Annotated in this window: 13 protein-coding genes; 11 read left to right on the forward strand and 2 right to left on the reverse strand. The window is 41.6% G+C overall.

Annotation, left to right across the window (positions count from 1 at the left end; all coding sequences use genetic code 11):
* The first annotated feature begins 69 nt into the window (after positions 1-69).
* Positions 70-1002, forward strand: a complete 933-nt coding sequence (cdd, locus tag BM378_RS10365) for a cytidine deaminase (protein ID WP_074989138.1) — start codon at positions 70-72, stop codon at positions 1000-1002.
* Here cdd and udp read toward each other — a convergent pair.
* The gene (gene udp, locus BM378_RS10370) at positions 991-1746 is read right to left on the reverse strand and encodes a uridine phosphorylase (RefSeq protein ID WP_074989139.1); all 756 of its coding nucleotides are present in this window, start codon (positions 1744-1746) and stop codon (positions 991-993) included. The two genes, cdd and udp, sit on opposite strands and share 12 nt — an antisense overlap.
* Positions 1747-1890: 144 nt before the next feature.
* Here udp and BM378_RS10375 point away from each other — a divergent pair, with 144 nt between their 5' ends.
* The 10 genes from BM378_RS10375 (at position 1891) to BM378_RS10420 (ending at position 16059) form a co-directional block, all read left to right on the forward strand.
* On the forward strand, positions 1891-2670 hold the full coding sequence (locus BM378_RS10375) for a DUF2189 domain-containing protein (RefSeq protein ID WP_036972774.1): 780 nt from the start codon (positions 1891-1893) through the stop codon (positions 2668-2670).
* Positions 2671-2960: 290 nt separating this feature from the next.
* Positions 2961-4070, forward strand: a complete 1110-nt coding sequence (locus tag BM378_RS10380) for an arginase family protein (RefSeq protein WP_036972773.1) — start codon at positions 2961-2963, stop codon at positions 4068-4070.
* A gap of 126 nt (positions 4071-4196) precedes the next feature.
* Complete coding sequence (locus BM378_RS10385) at positions 4197-4895, forward strand: substrate-binding periplasmic protein (RefSeq protein ID WP_036972772.1); 699 nt, start codon at positions 4197-4199, stop codon at positions 4893-4895.
* 124 nt (positions 4896-5019) lie between these two features.
* The gene (gene paeA / locus BM378_RS10390; protein ID WP_036972771.1) at positions 5020-6312 is read left to right on the forward strand and encodes a polyamine export protein PaeA; all 1293 of its coding nucleotides are present in this window, start codon (positions 5020-5022) and stop codon (positions 6310-6312) included.
* A gap of 75 nt (positions 6313-6387) precedes the next feature.
* Entirely contained in the window at positions 6388-8058 is a 1671-nt protein-coding gene (locus tag BM378_RS10395; protein ID WP_074989140.1) for a type 1 glutamine amidotransferase family protein, read from the forward strand.
* Between the two features lie 264 nt (positions 8059-8322).
* On the forward strand, positions 8323-9414 hold the full coding sequence (locus tag BM378_RS10400; RefSeq protein WP_083422908.1) for a 6-phosphofructokinase: 1092 nt from the start codon (positions 8323-8325) through the stop codon (positions 9412-9414).
* A 187-nt stretch (positions 9415-9601) separates the two neighbouring features.
* Complete coding sequence (locus BM378_RS10405; RefSeq protein ID WP_036972769.1) at positions 9602-10765, forward strand: efflux RND transporter periplasmic adaptor subunit; 1164 nt, start codon at positions 9602-9604, stop codon at positions 10763-10765.
* A 12-nt stretch (positions 10766-10777) separates the two neighbouring features.
* Positions 10778-13909 carry an efflux RND transporter permease subunit gene (locus BM378_RS10410; RefSeq protein ID WP_074989141.1) on the forward strand — a complete coding sequence of 1044 codons (3132 nt, stop codon included), beginning with the start codon at positions 10778-10780 and terminating at the stop codon, positions 13907-13909.
* Entirely contained in the window at positions 13909-15312 is a 1404-nt protein-coding gene (locus BM378_RS10415) for an efflux transporter outer membrane subunit (protein WP_065979144.1), read from the forward strand. The genes BM378_RS10410 and BM378_RS10415 overlap by 1 nt, the downstream gene beginning before the upstream one ends.
* Before the next feature lie 129 nt (positions 15313-15441).
* Positions 15442-16059: a TetR/AcrR family transcriptional regulator gene (locus tag BM378_RS10420; RefSeq protein ID WP_036972763.1), complete on the forward strand. Its 618-nt coding sequence runs from the start codon at positions 15442-15444 to the stop codon at positions 16057-16059.
* A gap of 25 nt (positions 16060-16084) precedes the next feature.
* Here the strand turns inward: BM378_RS10420 and BM378_RS10425 are convergent, their stop codons facing one another.
* Positions 16085-17182, reverse strand: a complete 1098-nt coding sequence (locus BM378_RS10425) for a HupE/UreJ family protein (RefSeq protein ID WP_074989142.1) — start codon at positions 17180-17182, stop codon at positions 16085-16087.
* Positions 17183-17184: the final 2 nt, after the last annotated feature.

A 17184-nucleotide genomic window follows, 5' to 3' on the forward strand; every position in this document is an offset into this window, starting at 1 on the left:
GCCTTAGAGTCTAGTAATTACGGGCATAACCTTTTACACTGTATAGCCAATTAATAATTATAATTTGTTATGACAGCAAGTAGTAAAGAACTGAGCCAAGAAGCGCTAAATTTAGCGTCATTTAGTTTTTCTTTAGAGCAAAAAACAGCGCTTTTTACTCAGTTAAAGCAGCAGCGCGGTATTCTATTTCAGCGCGATATTATTGCTCTGTGTAATGAGCATAAACTCACAGAAACACAGTTACTTAAAGCGTGTGTACCCGTTGCGAGTTTATTTTCTGTTGCGCCTATATCGCAATTTTATGTCGGTGCAATTGTACTGGGTATTAATCAGCAGGGCGAAACTCAGTTCTATTTTGGTGCGAATGTTGAGTTTACCCATCAAGCATTAAGTTTAGTTGTTCATGCAGAGCAGTCAGCGATAAATAATGCCTGGCTAAATGGGGCAAAATCAGTCATTAAAATTGCAATTAGTGATGCGCCGTGTGGTTATTGCCGCCAGTTCATGAATGAGCTAGACACAGCCGATTCGCTTGAGATACTCCTACCAGAAAAGCACTTTAGTTTGCATGACTTACTGCCTAATGCGTTTGGTCCTAAAGACTTGGGTAATGAAATAAGTCTTATGTCGCAGTCAGCGAGTACGCATCAATTTTCAGGTATTAGTAACGCGTGTGATGAAACACTCATTAAAACAGCATTAAATGCCTACGTGCCTTATACAGGGAATTTTAGCGCCGTTAAAATTAGTACGTATCAAGACGGTGATTTTTATGGCAGTTACGCAGAAAATGCGGCATATAGCCCCAGTTTGTCACCTTTACAAAGTGCGTTGAGCCAGTTTTACCTTAGCGGATTAAGTTTTGACGATCAGACGGTTAAGTCAATCACTTTACTTGAGACAGAAGACGCGAAAAATCAATTAGAGGTGGCGAAAGCAGTGCTGGCAAGCTTTGAAAACCCACCAGCATTTGAATACATTACAGCGGCTTTAATTAAGTAACAGTTTGGCCGCTTCTATGACGACGGCGACCGACTTTTTCTCGATCTCGCCGTGGTCTACATTAGGGATTTCTTGCTTAGTTCTATTTACTAATACCCCAGCTACACAGGCTGCTCTGAGGCCTAAAGCAGCACACATAGTAAAGAGTGTTGCCGATTCCATTTCATAATTCATGACACCAAGTTTTTGCCACTCTTCACAACTACCTTGCAAAGCACGTGGTACATAACCTGAATAGGTATCGTAGCGTTCTTGCCCAGGATAAAATGTATCACTCGATGCCGTAATACCAATATGATAATTGATGGCTAAGTTATCGCAGGCATTAACCATTGCTTGTGTGGCAAAAAAATCAGAAACCGCAGGGTAACTTAACGGGGCAAAGTGTTGGCTTGCTCCATCTAAACGCACAGACGCTTGGCTAATTAAAATGTCACCTTCGTTAATATGTGGTTGAATAGCTCCGGTTGTCCCAATGCGTAAAAAAGTATCAACACCCAGTTGTGCTAATTCTTCTACAGCGATTGATGTCGAAGGTCCACCAATGCCAGTCGAACATACCACAACGCTGTGGCCATTTAGTTCACCACGATAAACATGAAATTCACGGGTTTTTGCTAAGCATTCAGGGTTATCAAGAAAGGTTGAAATACGCGCTGAGCGGTCAGGATCGCCAGGAACGATTGCCAAAGTGGCACCTTTTAAGTCGTCACGTGAGAGTCCTAAGTGAAATACCTTTTCCATTTTTGAACCTTATTTTTATCTAAAGCGTAATACTTAAATCATCTGCTTGTAAAGTACAGGACAGATGTCCTATTTAGGGTGAAGGTTGCAAGAATCGAACAGATAACCTAAACCTAAAGATGTAATGATAAAAGAGGATATATTATGCCTGCGTCATCTTCTATGAGTAAACATCAACAATTTGCCCGCTGCTTAGAAAGTTCACACGTATCAGCCTCGGCGCCTTTTCACTGGTTGTCTTTGGCGTTTAAAGATATCGCTAATGCACCCATATTAAGTTTAGTTTATGGTTTAGTGTTCACCCTAATACCCGCTACGATTATGTACTTTGTGTATCAATTTGATACCCATCTAGTGATTTTACCGGCTGTTGTTGCCTTTGCATTAATTGGTCCTGCATTTGCAGCAGGCCTATATGATGTTGCTTGGGAGCTTGAAAAAGGGCATAAACCAACTTTATTTCATAGTTTAAAATCAATGTTTAGAAACCCTGCCGGTGAATGGGGATTTGCTTTCTTACTCATGGTGATAATGATAGTGTGGATGCGATTAGCTGCACTTATCCATGCCTTGTATCCAAACGTTGTAAACCCTAGCTTTGAGCAATTATCGGCATTTTTAACCCTAGGCACGATTGTCGGTGGTATTTTACTTGTTACTGTGTTTGCCATTTCGGCCTTTACACCGCAAATTATGATGGAGCGTCGTGTGGACTTGATGACGGCGGTCATCTCGTCTATTAACGCCGTTAAAACAAACGCGGCAGCAATGATTGTGTGGGCTGGGTTAATACTGTGCTTGGTATTTGTCGGGTTTATCACTGGCACGGCCGGTTTTATTGTCATTATGCCTTTACTTAGCTATGCAAGCTGGCATGCGTATATTGCGGTGATCAAGACTAAGAAACCGCGAGGCTACGAATAATGAGTATTCACTCTGCATGAATATAAATCTAGTGCAGTAATCTCACCGATTGCTGCACTATTTGACTTTAACTTAACGTATGTTATACCTGCCTCATTAGATTGTTTATTTAATTCATAAGCAAATTCAACTTTTCTGTTTGAGAAAATAAATATATTAAATTCAATGAGTTGTTTTTTCTAATTTTCATACGCTGTTTAATACTAGGCTTATCTAGTTTTGAACTTTGTGCTAAATGCATAAATTTTTGTTAGCGCATGATTATGCAGATAATTATCAGCGGAGTAGATATGAGTAACACACAAAAAGCATTCCACGAAAAATTAAGTCACTGCCTTTGCCCACCAGGAGACGGTGTTTTTACGGTTAATACAGCTAAAGAGCGTAAGGATGCCCTTCGTACCAAGCTTTATGGCCAAACAGAAAATGTTGATGTGCTGTGGAAAGAATCACTCGAGACATTAGCAGACTCTGAGCATAAAGCTGTTATTTTAGGGATTAGTTCAGATTGTGGCGGTGGTATTTTACGTGGGGCCAATTGGGGACCACTATTTTTACGTTCGACATTAATTGATCAACAGCCTCAAGCACGTGCTTTTGATTTAGGTGATGTGCGTGTTATTCCACATTTATTGCATGATAAATATTTGAACGATGCAACGATTAGTAACTGTCAAAAAGCGTTATATGCTGACGAAAATAGTGAATATCATGTTTCACCACTTTCTATTACAGAAGACGTATGTGATGGCTTTTATGCACACTACCCAGAAAAAGGGATTTTTGGAATAGGGGGCGACCATTCAATTAGTTACCCGTTAACCAAAGCGTATTTAAAAGCAAAACGCGATGCAGGTAAACGCACTGCTATTATTCATTTTGATGCGCACACCGACCTATTAGTTGAACGATTAGGGATTGATTTGTGTTTTGGCTCGTGGTGCACACATATTCTTGAGTATTTACCCGCTCCGCGTAATTTGATCCAATTTGGTATTCGTTCAAGTGGCAAACCAAAAGCGCATTGGGAATCAACATTCGGTGTGAAACAGCATTGGGCGCATGAAATAATCGAACGCGGCGCAAAAGCGGTTGCAGATGAGGTTATTGCACAACTTAAAGCAGACAATATTGATGAGCTATACGTGAGCTTCGATATAGACGCGCTTGATGAAAGTTTCGCTTCGGCTACCGGTACGCCAGAAGCGGGGGGATTAACTCCTCAGCATGCACTGGATATTTTGGTGGCGTTAGCCGATGAGTTTCCGATCACAGGGGCTGACATGATGGAAATTGCCCCCTTTACGGACAGTTCGTTGATTGGTCAAACAAGTTCAGAAACAACGTTGAGAGAGGGTGCAAAAATCTCAGCATTTTTAATCGGTGCAATGAATAAATAATACGTTAATAATGCAAGGGCCTGTGTATTAGGCCCTTGTTCTGGTCACAATTGTTAATTCTATTTCAATAATGGCTACATCAGGCTATATTGATAGTTAATAATCATATTGTGGTGTTGTTGCTGTATGCGCAATTTACTAATTTTGTCTTTGTTGCTTTTAATATTTCCTTGTTTTGCAGCAATTACAGTAGTGACTGAAAACTTACCAAATTTTCACTATCAAAATGAAAAAGGCGAACTTGTTGGTACTGTCGTTGATAAAGTAAAGGCAGCATTAACGCGCAGCGGCGTTAACTACACACTATCGGTTAATCCTTGGTCTGTTTCATACAATGCAGCACTGCGTGACAGTAACACCTGTATCTTCTCTATGGCGAGGCTTCCAGTCAGAGAAGCGCATTTTAAATGGATTTCCAAGCTGTCTAACTTTACCGTCTCGTTTTATAGCTTCAAGCCAGAGCATATCAATATTGTAAATCTGGGTGATGCGAAGCGATACCGTATTGCCGTTTTAAAAGACAATTACAGTCATATTTATTTAGCAGAACATGGTTTTAATGAAAAAAACCAACTCATCTTATTAAATAGTTTTGACAACATATACGATATATTAAAAAGCCGTCGTAATAGTATCGATTTAGTGGTGCTCAGCGATGAACAATTTAACTTCGCGCTCCAGCAAGACCCCTCACTCTCGTCATTAAAACCTGTTTATGAAATCCCAGTGGGAAGCCAAGAATTGTATTTTGCTTGCAATAAAAATATCAACAATTCAACCTTGGAAAAATTAACCAACGCCTTTGCATTTGACGATAAAAAATAGCACTTGTTGATTGCATTAAAGTCGCTATAATCAGCTGCTTTTTGACCATTCTTGCAAAAGTGTAACGTCTAAAAAGTACTGTGTATTCAAAAGATTGAATGCGATTCTATATTTAGGAGCTGCAATGAGTGATTTACTCATTATTATGTTATTAATTTTGATTAGTGCGTTATTTGCGATGAGTGAGATAGCCATCGCTGCATCACGCAAGATCAAATTGCGCGTTATGGTTGATGAAGGTAGTAAAAAAGCGCAGGCGGTTTTAACACTGCAAGAGCAACCAGGTGCTTTTTTTGCGATGATTCAAATTGCGCTGAACGCCATAGCGATTTTAGGCGGGATAGTGGGTGAGCAAGCCTTATCACCTTACATTGAACAAATTTTGGTCATGGTCTACCAAGGGCCGTTGCTTAGTCAGATAAGCTTTTTAATCTCGTTTTTTTGTATTACGTCGCTCTTTATCTTATTTGCAGACTTGCTACCAAAACGTTTGGCGATGATCATGCCGGAAGTGGTCGCAGTGAATGTTGTTTCAATCATGCGCTGGGTAACTTTTGCGCTAACACCGTTTGTGATGTTTTTTAATGGCACCACTAATTTTATTCTGCGTGCTTTTAAAGTGCCGGCAGAACGAGAAGACATTGTAACCACAGAAGACATTGTTGCCATGATGGATGCAGGTGCTGAATACGGAAGTTTACAGCAGCAAGAGTATGAGATTATTGGTAATGTATTTGACTTAGAAGCTCGCTTTTTATCGAGTGTGATGACACCGCGAGATCAAATTGTGTTTTTCGATGTGAAAGCCGCTGCGGATGATGTCGCTACAAAAATTATTGAACACCCACACAATCACTTTTTAGTGTGCGATGGCAGTTTAGATAAATTAATTGGTTCGGTCGAATCAAAAGATATTTTGCGTAAGGTACTCAAAGGCCAAAATGCTGACATAGATGAGGAACTGATCAATAAGGATATCTTTTATTTACCTGAAACCCTCAGTTTGTCAGAAGCGTTAAATACTTTTAAAACCGCCGCTGAGCCGTTTGCTGTTGTTGTTAATGAATACGCATTAATGGTTGGCATCGTCACGGTAAAAGATCTTATGAAAGGCTTTATGGGAGACTTAATATCTCACCAAGGTGAGGAGCTTATCATCAAGCGTGATGCAAATTCGTGGCTGGTGGACGGGCTTACGCCAGTGGTTGAACTGGCAAAAGTGCTTGAGCTTGAAGATTTTCCTGATCAATCTCATTTTGAAACTGTTGCGGGCTTTTTAATCTACACAATGAAACGTTTGCCTAAGCGCGCTGAGTTTATTCATTATGGCGGCTATAAATTTGAAGTTGTGGACGTTGAAGGTGTAAAAGTAGAGCAGTTACTTGTTTCTCGATTATCATCCAGTGAAGGCGCATAAGCGCCTTTTCCTTCCATTTAAAGTGGCATTAATTGTCTGTATACTGAGGGAGTTTATTATAATTTAAGACTTTTTATGTGCCTTATTAAAAATGTTTATGGTGCCTTTCGTGCTGCACTGCTTGTTTTTTTCTTACTATTATCTTTTTTTAGTTTTGCAGTAAAACCTACTAACCAAACTCTTGTTATGGTCGGGGGCGAGCTGGCTATGTGTTCAAGTGCAAATAGTCAACACTGTACAAGTGAAGAGGCAATTTCAGGTAAGCAATCAAGGTTGTTCAAAATTACCCGTGAAGCAATCAAAACCGTTAATCAATCGTGGCCGACTAATAATAAAGCGAATAAAAAAGCGGTTAATACCTTATTAAATACACTTGTAGACACTCATTCTAAATCAATGCGTAAAACACAGTTGCTGTGGGCATGGCGTGATACCAATAATGAGCTATTAAGTGTTTTACATGTCAGCGAATTCAACTATGTGTTAGATATGCTAGAGATTGCCGTCGTCGATCAGCAGCAAAATAGAATAAAAGAACGTGTGTTTCCTGCCTATAATGTGGAGTCTTCAAGCACTGATATCCTTGACTTTGTTGCTGCGAGTATAAAAGTAAACAGCCAAACCCCGAAGGTTTTGGTGATCACCGCATCTAGCCGCGATCCTTATGCGAGTGCTGATTATTATGAGTCATTACTTAATCATAAAGGTATTCAAGCAGAGTGGTTACCTTTAACGCCCGCGTCAGCGTATGCCCTTGTTAATGATAAGTGTAATGAACTCAATACATTGCGCCAAACCGAAATGCACTTATTTAATCGAGAAAAGGTGTATAGAGATAGAACCGACACCGAACTGGCCTTTTGCCAGCAAGGTATTAATGCATTACATAAGCAGTTAAACACGGCCACCGCGGTGATATTTAACGACGGTGACCAAGCACTTGCTCAGCAGGTATTATTTACTCGTTCTGGCGAGGCTTATCCGTGGTTTACAAAACTTCAATCACGCCCTGTTATCATGGGGGTGGGCAGTGGCAGTATCTTACAAAACGGTGGAGTTTCTGCACAAGGGAAAAAATCGGTGATGGTTTTGCAAGGTGACAGTCTGTCTGCTCTTAGGCAAGGTGGTACGAACTATGACTGCATTGGTTGTGAAATGAAAGAAGCGAGTGACGTTTTAGTTTATTCAACTAAAAGTGGCCTTGCGACATTTGACTATGGCACTGTTGATAGCCATTTTAGTGAACGTAACAGAACAATGCGCTTGGCTAGATTACTTGCCGACACAGGACAAAAATATGGCTTTGGGATTGACGAAACAACGGCCTTAGTGTCGATTCGCTCAGCAGACACAGCCTTAATGACCGTCATAGGTAAAAATGGCGTTGTTCATATTGAGTCAGCGGGGAAGCTGAGCGGCAAACTCAGTTATTGGCCGGCAGGCGCAGTTATTGATGTCACTGACAAGGGCTTTAGTTTTGCTAAACGCAGTGTTGATAATGCCTTGCCAAGTATGACAATTCCTCCGTTACCACTGCAACGATTTGGCGGTATTTTCAGTGAAGCCAAACTCCGTTCATTACTGCAAGCCATGTGTTTAACACAAGAACAACAGGCGGTTGCTCAACAAGATGAGTTTTTACTTAACTTAGATGCTACAGAGCAAACTCATTACTATCGAATTAACAAAAGTCGCTCTGGTTGCGGCGTCGAAAACCTTTCATTTAAAGTTAAAACGTTTAATTAATCGCTAAAATGCACAGAAGCTTAGCCTATTTTCATGTTTAGAAAATGGGCTAAGTTCTAACTTTATGATTACAGAATTCAACATAATCAGTATGTTATTTTTTCTTACGTTTAACTAAGTCGCACAGCTATCTAGCACGTTTATTTAATTCTTCTACACATCGTTTTAAACACACTAAAGACATTCTCATTGATGTAAGTCATACGCGTAATGATTAAATTTAAGCTAACCTGTAATGAAAAGAGCTGAGTGGTTGATAATGCGATGAAAAAATTACTGTTATTAACGAGCGGGGGAGATTGTCCAGGACTCAATGGGGTGATCCGTGCCATTGTAAAAGCGGCTACACATGATGGAAATTGGCAAGTCTATGGCAGTCGACGCGCTTACTGTGGAGTGTTAGAGACACCGCACGATATTATTCATCTTTCTGATGACGTTGTTGCTGGCATACATGTTCGTGGCGGTACTATTTTAGAGACGGTTAATAAAGGCAACCCTATTGCATTCCCGACAGACATAAAGGGTAAGCGTGTGTTGGTCGACCGATCCAATGAATTAATCAACGTAATTAGCGAACTAGGCTTTGATGCGGTTATTAATATTGGCGGTGATGGGTCCCACAAAGTGTCTCAGCATTTATATGAACGCGGGTTAAACATAATTGGTGTACCAAAAACCATTGATAATGATTTGTTTGGCACTGATTACACCATCGGTTTTCAAACTGCGGTAGACACCGCAACTGAAGCTATCGATCGGTTAATTCCGACGGCTCAAAGTCATAATCGCGTTATTATTACAGAAGTCATGGGGCGAGATGCAGGCTGGATTTGCTTACATTCGGCAATCGCAGCAGGCGCAGAAGTTGCGCTTCTTCCCGAAATTCCTTATTGCATAGAGACGATTATTAACAAGCTACAGACTCGTTTCGATAACGGACATGGCTTCGCTAATATCGTAATTTCTGAGGGCGCAAAACCAATTGAAGGTGAAGTTGTGAGTCACCAGTCTACTGAATTTGGCTACGAAAACCCTGTATTAGGAGGCATTGCAGAGCAATTGGCAATGCGTATTAAAGCGCAACTCCCGATAGATGTTCGTGTGACTGTTTTGGGTCATATTCAACGAGGTGGTACCCCTAATGCATTTGATAGGGTGCTTGGTGCAGAATATGGAGTATTGGCTTTTGAGCTTGTTAAACAAGGTAAATTTGGTTTAATACCGGTTCATAAAAATGGTGAAATTAAACCAATCAGTTTAAAAGAAGCAACATCACAGTATCGGGCTATTCCTCTTGAGCATGTACTTATTAAAACAGCCAGAAGTATGGGCATATGTTTAGGTGATACCTAGGAAAATGGCGTGTTCATAAGCCGTGACTTATTTCACTAAATGCTGATTCTAAAATTGTTGTTTTAGCTTTGTTCAAAATTCATCCTACAAAGCAAGGGTTTTATTTAATGTAAATTAATTTAAAGAGGGTTGATCTGTGTCAATTTTAGTTTAGAATGATCGTTCATTCTAAACTAAGGGTATAAACATGCACCGCTCTCGCATTCCATTTTTTGCAGTGTCAGCACTGGCTGCCGCTGTGCTTTTATCAGGCTGTGGCCAATCAGAACCAGCTCAAGGGCAGATGCAGGCAGCTCAGGCTGTTCCTGTGGGTGTTATTGAGATGCAAAGTAAACCGCTTACGCTAACAAAAGAGTTACCGGGTCGCGTGTCTGCATCACGTATCGCAGAAATCCGTCCACAGGTGAATGGTATTATTCAATCACGCTTATTTGTTGAAGGGGCGGAGGTTGAAAAAGGTCAGGCACTTTATCAAATTGACCCCTCTACATTTGAAGCCCAAGTTGCAACCAGTAAAGCGGCTATTACTAAAGCTGAGGCGAGTATTTCAAACGCAAAAGCGAAGTCTGAACGTTATAAAGAGCTACTCAGTATTAAAGCCGTTAGTCAACAAGACTTTGATGAAGCCGATGCTGCTTACAAAGGAGCAAAAGCCGACTTACTAACAGCACAAGCACAATTAAAAACGGCTCAAATTAATTTAAATTACAGCAAAGTTTTAGCGCCTATAAGTGGTCAAATTGGTAAATCAAATGTCACCGCAGGTGCGCTTGTCAGTGCAAACCAAGCAACTGCTTTAGCGACGATTACGCAACTTGATCCGATTTTTGTTGATTTAACACAATCAAGCAGTGAACTTACTCGTCTTAAAAAAGCGATTGCTGCAGGTGAGCTTGATAAAGATGCCGCACTGCACTCTAACGTTGAGCTAAAAATGGAAGACGGAAGTACCTATCAACACAAAGGGGTGCTTAAATTTTCTGAAGTAACCGTTGACCCAAGCACGGGGTCAGTGACCTTGCGTGCAGAATTTCCTAACCCAGAAAAGCTTTTACTCCCAGGTATGTATGTTCGCGCGGTTGTTGTTGAAGGCGTTAAAAGCGATGCAATCTTAGCACCTCAACGAGGTGTTAGCCGCAATACAAAAGGTGAGCCGACAGCGATGGTGGTGAGTAAAGATAACACTGTAGAAGCTCGCGTGCTTAAAACAGACCGCACGGTCGGTTCAAACTGGTTAGTGACTGAGGGACTAAATAACGGCGATAAGCTCATTGTGGAAGGCTTACAAAAAATTCGCCCAGGTGCACCAGTCAATCCAATGCCTGCTGAAACAACAGCAAACAGCCAGTAACGGAGAATCTACATGTCACGATTTTTTATTGATCGGCCTATTTTTGCATGGGTACTTGCCATCGTTGTGATGCTGGCAGGTATTCTTGCAATAAAAAGTTTGCCGGTTGCGCAGTATCCATCAATAGCGCCACCTGCCATTAGCATTCAAGCCAATTACCCAGGTGCGTCTGCCCGTACATTAGAAGATACGGTTACCCAGGTTATAGAACAAAAGATGAAAGGGCTTGATGGCTTGTTGTATATGTCATCAACATCGGAGTCTAATGGTTCAGCAACACTTACATTGACTTTTAGCGCTGATACAGACCCTGATATCGCCCAAGTACAAGTACAAAACAAACTGTCACTTGCAACGCCACTGTTACCTGAAGAAGTTCAGCGCCAAGGTGTGTCTGTTGCGAAATCAGCACGTAACTTCTTAATGGTTGTCGGTTTTGTTTCTGAAGACGGCAGTATGAATAATATCGACATTGGGGATTATGTTTCATCAAATGTGCTCGACATTATCTCGCGTGTTAATGGCGTGGGTGAGGTTCAGTTATTTGGTTCTCAATATGCAATGCGCATTTGGCTTGACCCATCAAAACTACAAAAATATGCATTAACACCGGTAGATATCAGTGCAGCCATTAGTGCTCAAAACGCACAAGTATCTGCGGGTCAGCTTGGGGCATTACCTGCAGTTGATGGCCAGCAATTAAATGCGACCGTAACGGCACAAAGCCGCCTTCAAACGCCAGAGCAATTTAGAGATATATTCGTTAAAACGAATCCTGATGGTTCAGTTGTGCGCCTAAGCGATGTAGCAAAGGTTGAATTAGGCGGTGAAAACTATGGTGTGGTTGCGCGTTTTAACGGTAAACCAGCATCGGGTTTAGGGGTAAAGCTAGCCAGTGGTGCAAACGCACTTGATACTGCTGATGGTGTTAAAGCGGCACTTGCTGAGCTTGAACCTTTCTTTCCTGAGGGGTTAACGACAGTTGTACCGTATGACACAACGCCTTTTGTCTCTTTATCAATCGAAAAAGTGGTTAGTACGCTAATTGAAGCCGTGGTGTTGGTGTTCTTAGTTATGTATTTATTCTTACAGAACTTTAGAGCGACACTTATTCCAACAATCGCTGTACCGGTTGTATTACTGGGTACCTTTGCGATTTTACAAGTATTTGGTTATTCAATTAATACCTTAACCATGTTCGCGATGGTGTTAGCGATAGGCTTACTTGTTGATGATGCTATCGTTGTCGTTGAAAACGTGGAACGTGTAATGACAGAAGAAAACCTGTCACCGCTTGAAGCAACACGTAAATCAATGGATGAAATTAAAGGGGCCTTGGTGGGGATTGCCATGGTGCTTTCTGCGGTATTCGTTCCTATGGCTTTCTTTGCAGGATCGACGGGCGTTATTTATCGTCAATTCTCAATTACGCTTGTAACAGCAATGAGCTTGTCGGTATTAGTGGCACTTATTCTTACACCAGCACTGTGTGCAACAATGCTAAAGCCAAGCCATGTACACAATGATAAATCACTATTTGGTCGTTTCTTTTTAGGCTTCAACCGAGGTTTCGATAAAACCAATGCGGGTGCGCAAGGGTTTGTTGCACGCATGATTAAGCACAGTAAACGTTACTTACTTTGCTATGGTTTAATTGTCGGCGGCATGGTGTATATTTTCTCGCAATTACCGTCTGCTTTCTTACCAGATGAAGACCAAGGTATATTGTTTAACCAAGTAAGCTTGCCAGCAGGCTCAACCACGGAACAAACGTTAAAAGTGGTTGAAAAAATGGAGCATCACTTCTTGGAAGATCAATCTGAAGCAGTGAAATCTATCTTTACAGTCACAGGTTTTAGCTTTGCGGGATCTGGTCAAAATGCAGCGATTGGCTTTGTTGGTTTAAAACACTGGGATGAACGTCAACGTCCTGATTTATCAGTGGGCGCTGTTGCGGGTAAAGCGATGGGATACTTCTCAACAATTAAAGAAGCGTTTGTGTTCGCATTTCCACCTCCTGCAGTTGTAGAACTTGGTACAGCAAACGGCTTTACCTTATTTTTACAAGACCGCGTAGGGCTTGGCCATGATAAGTTACTTGAAGCACGCAATATGTTTTTAGGCATGGCGGCTAAAAACCCGGTGCTTTCAGGTGTTCGCCCTAATGGCCAAGAAGATAAACCAGAACTTGAACTGGATATTGATTTAGCTAAAGCAGAAGCGCTTGGCTTAACACAAACTGACATTAACAACACGTTATCAACGGCGTGGGGTAGTCGCTATGTAAATGACTTTATTGACCGTGGTCGTGTGAAAAAAGTGTATTTGCAAGGGACTCCAGAATCACGCATGGTGCCCGAAGACCTCGATAAATGGTATGTGCGCAATGCAAACGGCGATATGGTGCCATTCACTGCATTTGCCCATTCATATTGGACTTATGGCTCACCACGCTTAGAGCGCTATAACGGCTTCTCGGCGATGGAAATTCAAGGTGCTGCTGCGCCAGGTTACAGTACAGGGCAGGCAATGGTTGAGGTTGAAAAAATAGTGAAACAGCTTCCGCCAGGTGTGGCATTTGAGTGGACCGGTATATCGTATGAAGAGCGTTTAAGTGGGGGTCAGGCACCGTTACTTTATGCATTGTCATTGCTGGTTGTATTTTTATGTCTTGCGGCATTATATGAAAGTTGGTCTGTGCCGGCTGCGGTGATGCTAATTGTTCCACTGGGTGTCTTTGGTGCGGGTGTGGCGTCATTTGTGTTTAATTTATCGAACGACATTTACTTGCAAGTTGGCTTATTAACAACCATAGGTTTAGCCTCTAAGAATGCGATTTTAATTGTTGAATTTGCGATTCATAAAATGGACGAAGGTATGAAGCTTGTTGATGCTGCAATTGCTGCTATTCGCTTACGTTTACGCCCAATCTTTATGACGTCAATGGCGTTCGTATGCGGTGTTTTACCGCTTGCGATAGCATCAAGTGCAGGCTCGGGAGCTCAAAATGCACTCGGTATTGCAGTGATTGGGGGCACGCTTGCTTCATCAACAATCGTGGTGTTATTCGTTCCGTTATTCTTTGTGTTAGTTCGTCGCGTATTTCCCGGCAAACAAAAAGTGAATAGTGAGGAGCAAGCATAATGAAACTTAAACTGGTCTCTATTTCAGTCGCTACGTTAGTGCTTTCGGCCTGTAATATGGCTCCTGACCTTGAACAGCGTGAATTACCTGTTGCACCACACTATGCAGATGAAACCAATGCGGGAAATATTAATGACCTGCATTGGCAAGCATTCTTTAGTAACGCGCAATTACAACAGTTAATTGAATTAACGCTCGAACATAACAAAGACATAAAAACGGCTGCACTTAATGTGCAGCAGGTGAGAGCGATGTATCAAATTGAGGATTCAAATCTGTATCCAAGTATCGATTTGAATGCATCGGGTACACGTCAACGTTTACCCGGGAGCCTAACGGGCACCGGTGAGGCAGCTATCAGTGAGAACTATTCTGCTACCGTGGGGTTAACCGCGTATGAGCTCGATCTTTGGGGAAAGGTTCGTAATCAATCTGAACAAGCTTTGCAAAATCTTTATTCTGCTGAGTATAGTTTATCCAGTGTTCGTATCAGCTTAATTTCTGAGCTGGTTAATGCATGGCTAAATTACGCAACGGATAAAGCACTGTTAGAGCTTGCTAATGACACATTAAAGTCGCAGCAAGAGTCACTAGCGCTTACGCGTAAAACATTTGCGCTTGGTGCAGCATCACAACTTACGTTATCGCAGCTAGAAAGTACGGTTGCGAGAGCGAAAGTAGATATAGCGAATTACCAGCGTTTACTTAAGCGTGATAAAAATGCGTTAGATTTTTTGGTCGGCCAATCAGTCAATGTCGATTTATTGCCTAAGCAAAGTATCGATACTGTACTTAGTATGCCTGAGGTGCCGGTTGGTTTACCGTCGGAGTTGTTAACGCAACGTCCTGACATTAAAGCTGCTGAACATGATTTACGTGCTGCAAATGCGAATATTGGTGTTGCTAAAGCGGCTTTTTACCCAAGTATTAGCTTAACAGCCAATGCGGGGACGGCATCAGCAGATTTAAACAATTTATTTGATGCAGGCTCGGGCACGTGGAGCTTTGTGCCTTCTATTAATTTGCCTATCTTTAATATGGGTCGTAACCAAGCAAATTTAGAGGTGGCTGAAACGCAGCAAAAAGTGGCCTTAACGCGTTATGAGCAAACAATTCAACAGGCATTTAAAGAAGTGTCTGACGCATTAGCAGACCGTCAAGGTTATAAGCAACAATTAGCAGCGCTAAATGACCTTTACCAAAGCAATGAGCTGTCTTTTACCTTATCGGATGCACGCTTTCAAAAAGGGGCTGATAGCTATTTGCAGGTACTCGATGCGCAGCGCAATTGGTACAGTGCGGGCCAGCAGTTAATTATGGGTAAGCAAGCGTATCTTGCAAGCCAAATTAATTTGTATAAGGCCCTTGGCGGTGGTTGGAATGCACAAGGTGCTGTTCAATAAGCCAGCAATTACATTGTTTATTCAAGGATTTACACGATCTTAGTTGTTTTGCTTTAGCGCTATGATTAAGATCATGTAAACCTTGTTTAAATTATAGTTAACTATACGGGCGAATAGTGTGGAGAAAACATGACGCAAAAAACCAAAAGACACAGCGATCCTGCACTCGCAGAAGCTAGACGTAATCAAGTTCTTTGTGCTGCGGCAGATTGTTTTCGTCGCAAAGGTTATCATGGCGCTGGTATGGCTGAAATATCGAAAACAGCCGGTATGAGTGCAGGCCATATTTATAACTATTTTGCCAGTAAAGAAGCCATCATTGAGTCTATTGTCGAACGTGACATGGAAGAAATGTTCTCAATCTTTAGAGAGTTTGCAGACAAGCCAGGAGACCGTGTTTCAGTGTTATTGGATGGCCTTAATAGAGGAGTAGAGCGACACACAGATTTAAATCAAGGCGCCCTTGATTTAGAAATGCTCGCTGAAGCTGCACGCAACGAGAAAATTGCCAACCTTTTAAGAGAATCTGATGCTCATGCGCGTGATTCAATGCGCGAATTATTAATTGGTGAACGAGGTCCTTTACAAGGCGCTGCACTGGATGAAATAAACGCACGCATCGAAGTCATGTTTTCAGTGATGGGCGGGTTGTTATTACGCAAAATGCTTAACCCTTCATTAGATACCGAGCAGTTAATAAAAGCATTAAGGCCTACCATGCAGACCTTATTATTGCCTTTCGAATAAAGGCATTTAGCCTTTATTCTGGTTTTTAAAAACGCTCAATTGACCACTGTAAGGCTATAACAGCAATGGTTAATGAGCCCGCGGGCATCAGCCATTTACGATACCAATCACGATTCCTTAGACTGATTAATACCGGTAAACAGATAGCAAGTATCACAAGCTGACCTACTTCAACGCCTAAATTGAATGCCAGTATGCTCATTAATTGATAATCGCTTGATAAACCCAGTTCCCCTAAGACACTGGCAAAGCCCATTCCATGTAATAAACCAAATGCAAAAGTCACCCAGCCTAATCGAACGATTAATGGCCATATATTGTTTAACGCTGCAAAGAGAACAGAGAGCGCAATACCTAATTCAACCCAACGACTATTGGGTGATACTAATTCAAGGGCCGTGGCTGTCAAAGTAATGGAATGAGCAAGCGTAAAGGCGGTGACTATCCAGGCTGTGTCGACGGCAATTTTTTTCTTTGATTGGATCCCTTGCCACGTATTTTTGTCTCTCACAAGTACGCAGGTTAAAAGCAACGCCACTAAAAATAAAATATGATCAACACCCATCCAAATATGCAAAATACCTTGATACACATATTCAACAAATGTTTGACCATAACTTGTTTGAGAAAAATTAAGCGTTTGTTGCTGGTTATTCCGACTAAACACTCGACTTGTGTTATTGATTGCTGCGATGGCTTTGTGATTAGCATCAATCTGCATTATTGCATTGTAGCTGAGCGTCAGTGCTGATTGTTCAGGACAGTTAATTTGTAACGGAACATCGATATATGCTTGGTTAAAGTGGTTATCAAGTTTAAGTGACCCCTCAGCGCTTACCGTACAGGTGGCACCTGCTTGCTGAGCTGAAATATGATTAAGTAAGTACGACGCTATTGCAGCCTGTTTTGCGCTAATTTCCTGCCAAATAATCACGTTATCTTGGTTTAAATCAAAGGGAATAGCTTGCTCTATGTCTGCAACTGCAACTTGCCATGAGCCTGATAAAGACACGGTGTCGTTGCTGTCGCTTTGTAAGTTAATGTACGCTGTGCTTAGTTGATGAGCAGACACATTAAAACTAGTAACAACGATTAAGAATGCAATTAAAATTATGTTTTTCATCG

Origin of the sequence: Pseudoalteromonas lipolytica (assembly GCF_900116435.1) — a bacterium.
GTDB classification, from domain to species: Bacteria; Pseudomonadota; Gammaproteobacteria; order Enterobacterales; family Alteromonadaceae; genus Pseudoalteromonas; species Pseudoalteromonas lipolytica.

Excerpts from the sequence above, each read along its gene's own strand:
- cdd (WP_074989138.1), top strand. The coding sequence starts at position 70 with ATGACAGCAAGTAGTAAAGAACTGAGCCAAGAAGCGCTAAATTTAGCG.
- udp (WP_074989139.1), bottom strand. The coding sequence starts at position 1,746 with ATGGAAAAGGTATTTCACTTAGGACTCTCACGTGACGACTTAAAAGGT.
- BM378_RS10375 (WP_036972774.1), top strand. The coding sequence starts at position 1,891 with ATGCCTGCGTCATCTTCTATGAGTAAACATCAACAATTTGCCCGCTGC.
- BM378_RS10380 (WP_036972773.1), top strand. The coding sequence starts at position 2,961 with ATGAGTAACACACAAAAAGCATTCCACGAAAAATTAAGTCACTGCCTT.
- BM378_RS10385 (WP_036972772.1), top strand. The coding sequence starts at position 4,197 with ATGCGCAATTTACTAATTTTGTCTTTGTTGCTTTTAATATTTCCTTGT.
- paeA (WP_036972771.1), top strand. The coding sequence starts at position 5,020 with ATGAGTGATTTACTCATTATTATGTTATTAATTTTGATTAGTGCGTTA.
- BM378_RS10395 (WP_074989140.1), top strand. The coding sequence starts at position 6,388 with ATGTGCCTTATTAAAAATGTTTATGGTGCCTTTCGTGCTGCACTGCTT.
- BM378_RS10400 (WP_083422908.1), top strand. The coding sequence starts at position 8,323 with ATGAAAAAATTACTGTTATTAACGAGCGGGGGAGATTGTCCAGGACTC.
- BM378_RS10405 (WP_036972769.1), top strand. The coding sequence starts at position 9,602 with ATGCACCGCTCTCGCATTCCATTTTTTGCAGTGTCAGCACTGGCTGCC.
- BM378_RS10410 (WP_074989141.1), top strand. The coding sequence starts at position 10,778 with ATGTCACGATTTTTTATTGATCGGCCTATTTTTGCATGGGTACTTGCC.
- BM378_RS10415 (WP_065979144.1), top strand. The coding sequence starts at position 13,909 with ATGAAACTTAAACTGGTCTCTATTTCAGTCGCTACGTTAGTGCTTTCG.
- BM378_RS10420 (WP_036972763.1), top strand. The coding sequence starts at position 15,442 with ATGACGCAAAAAACCAAAAGACACAGCGATCCTGCACTCGCAGAAGCT.
- BM378_RS10425 (WP_074989142.1), bottom strand. The coding sequence starts at position 17,182 with ATGAAAAACATAATTTTAATTGCATTCTTAATCGTTGTTACTAGTTTT.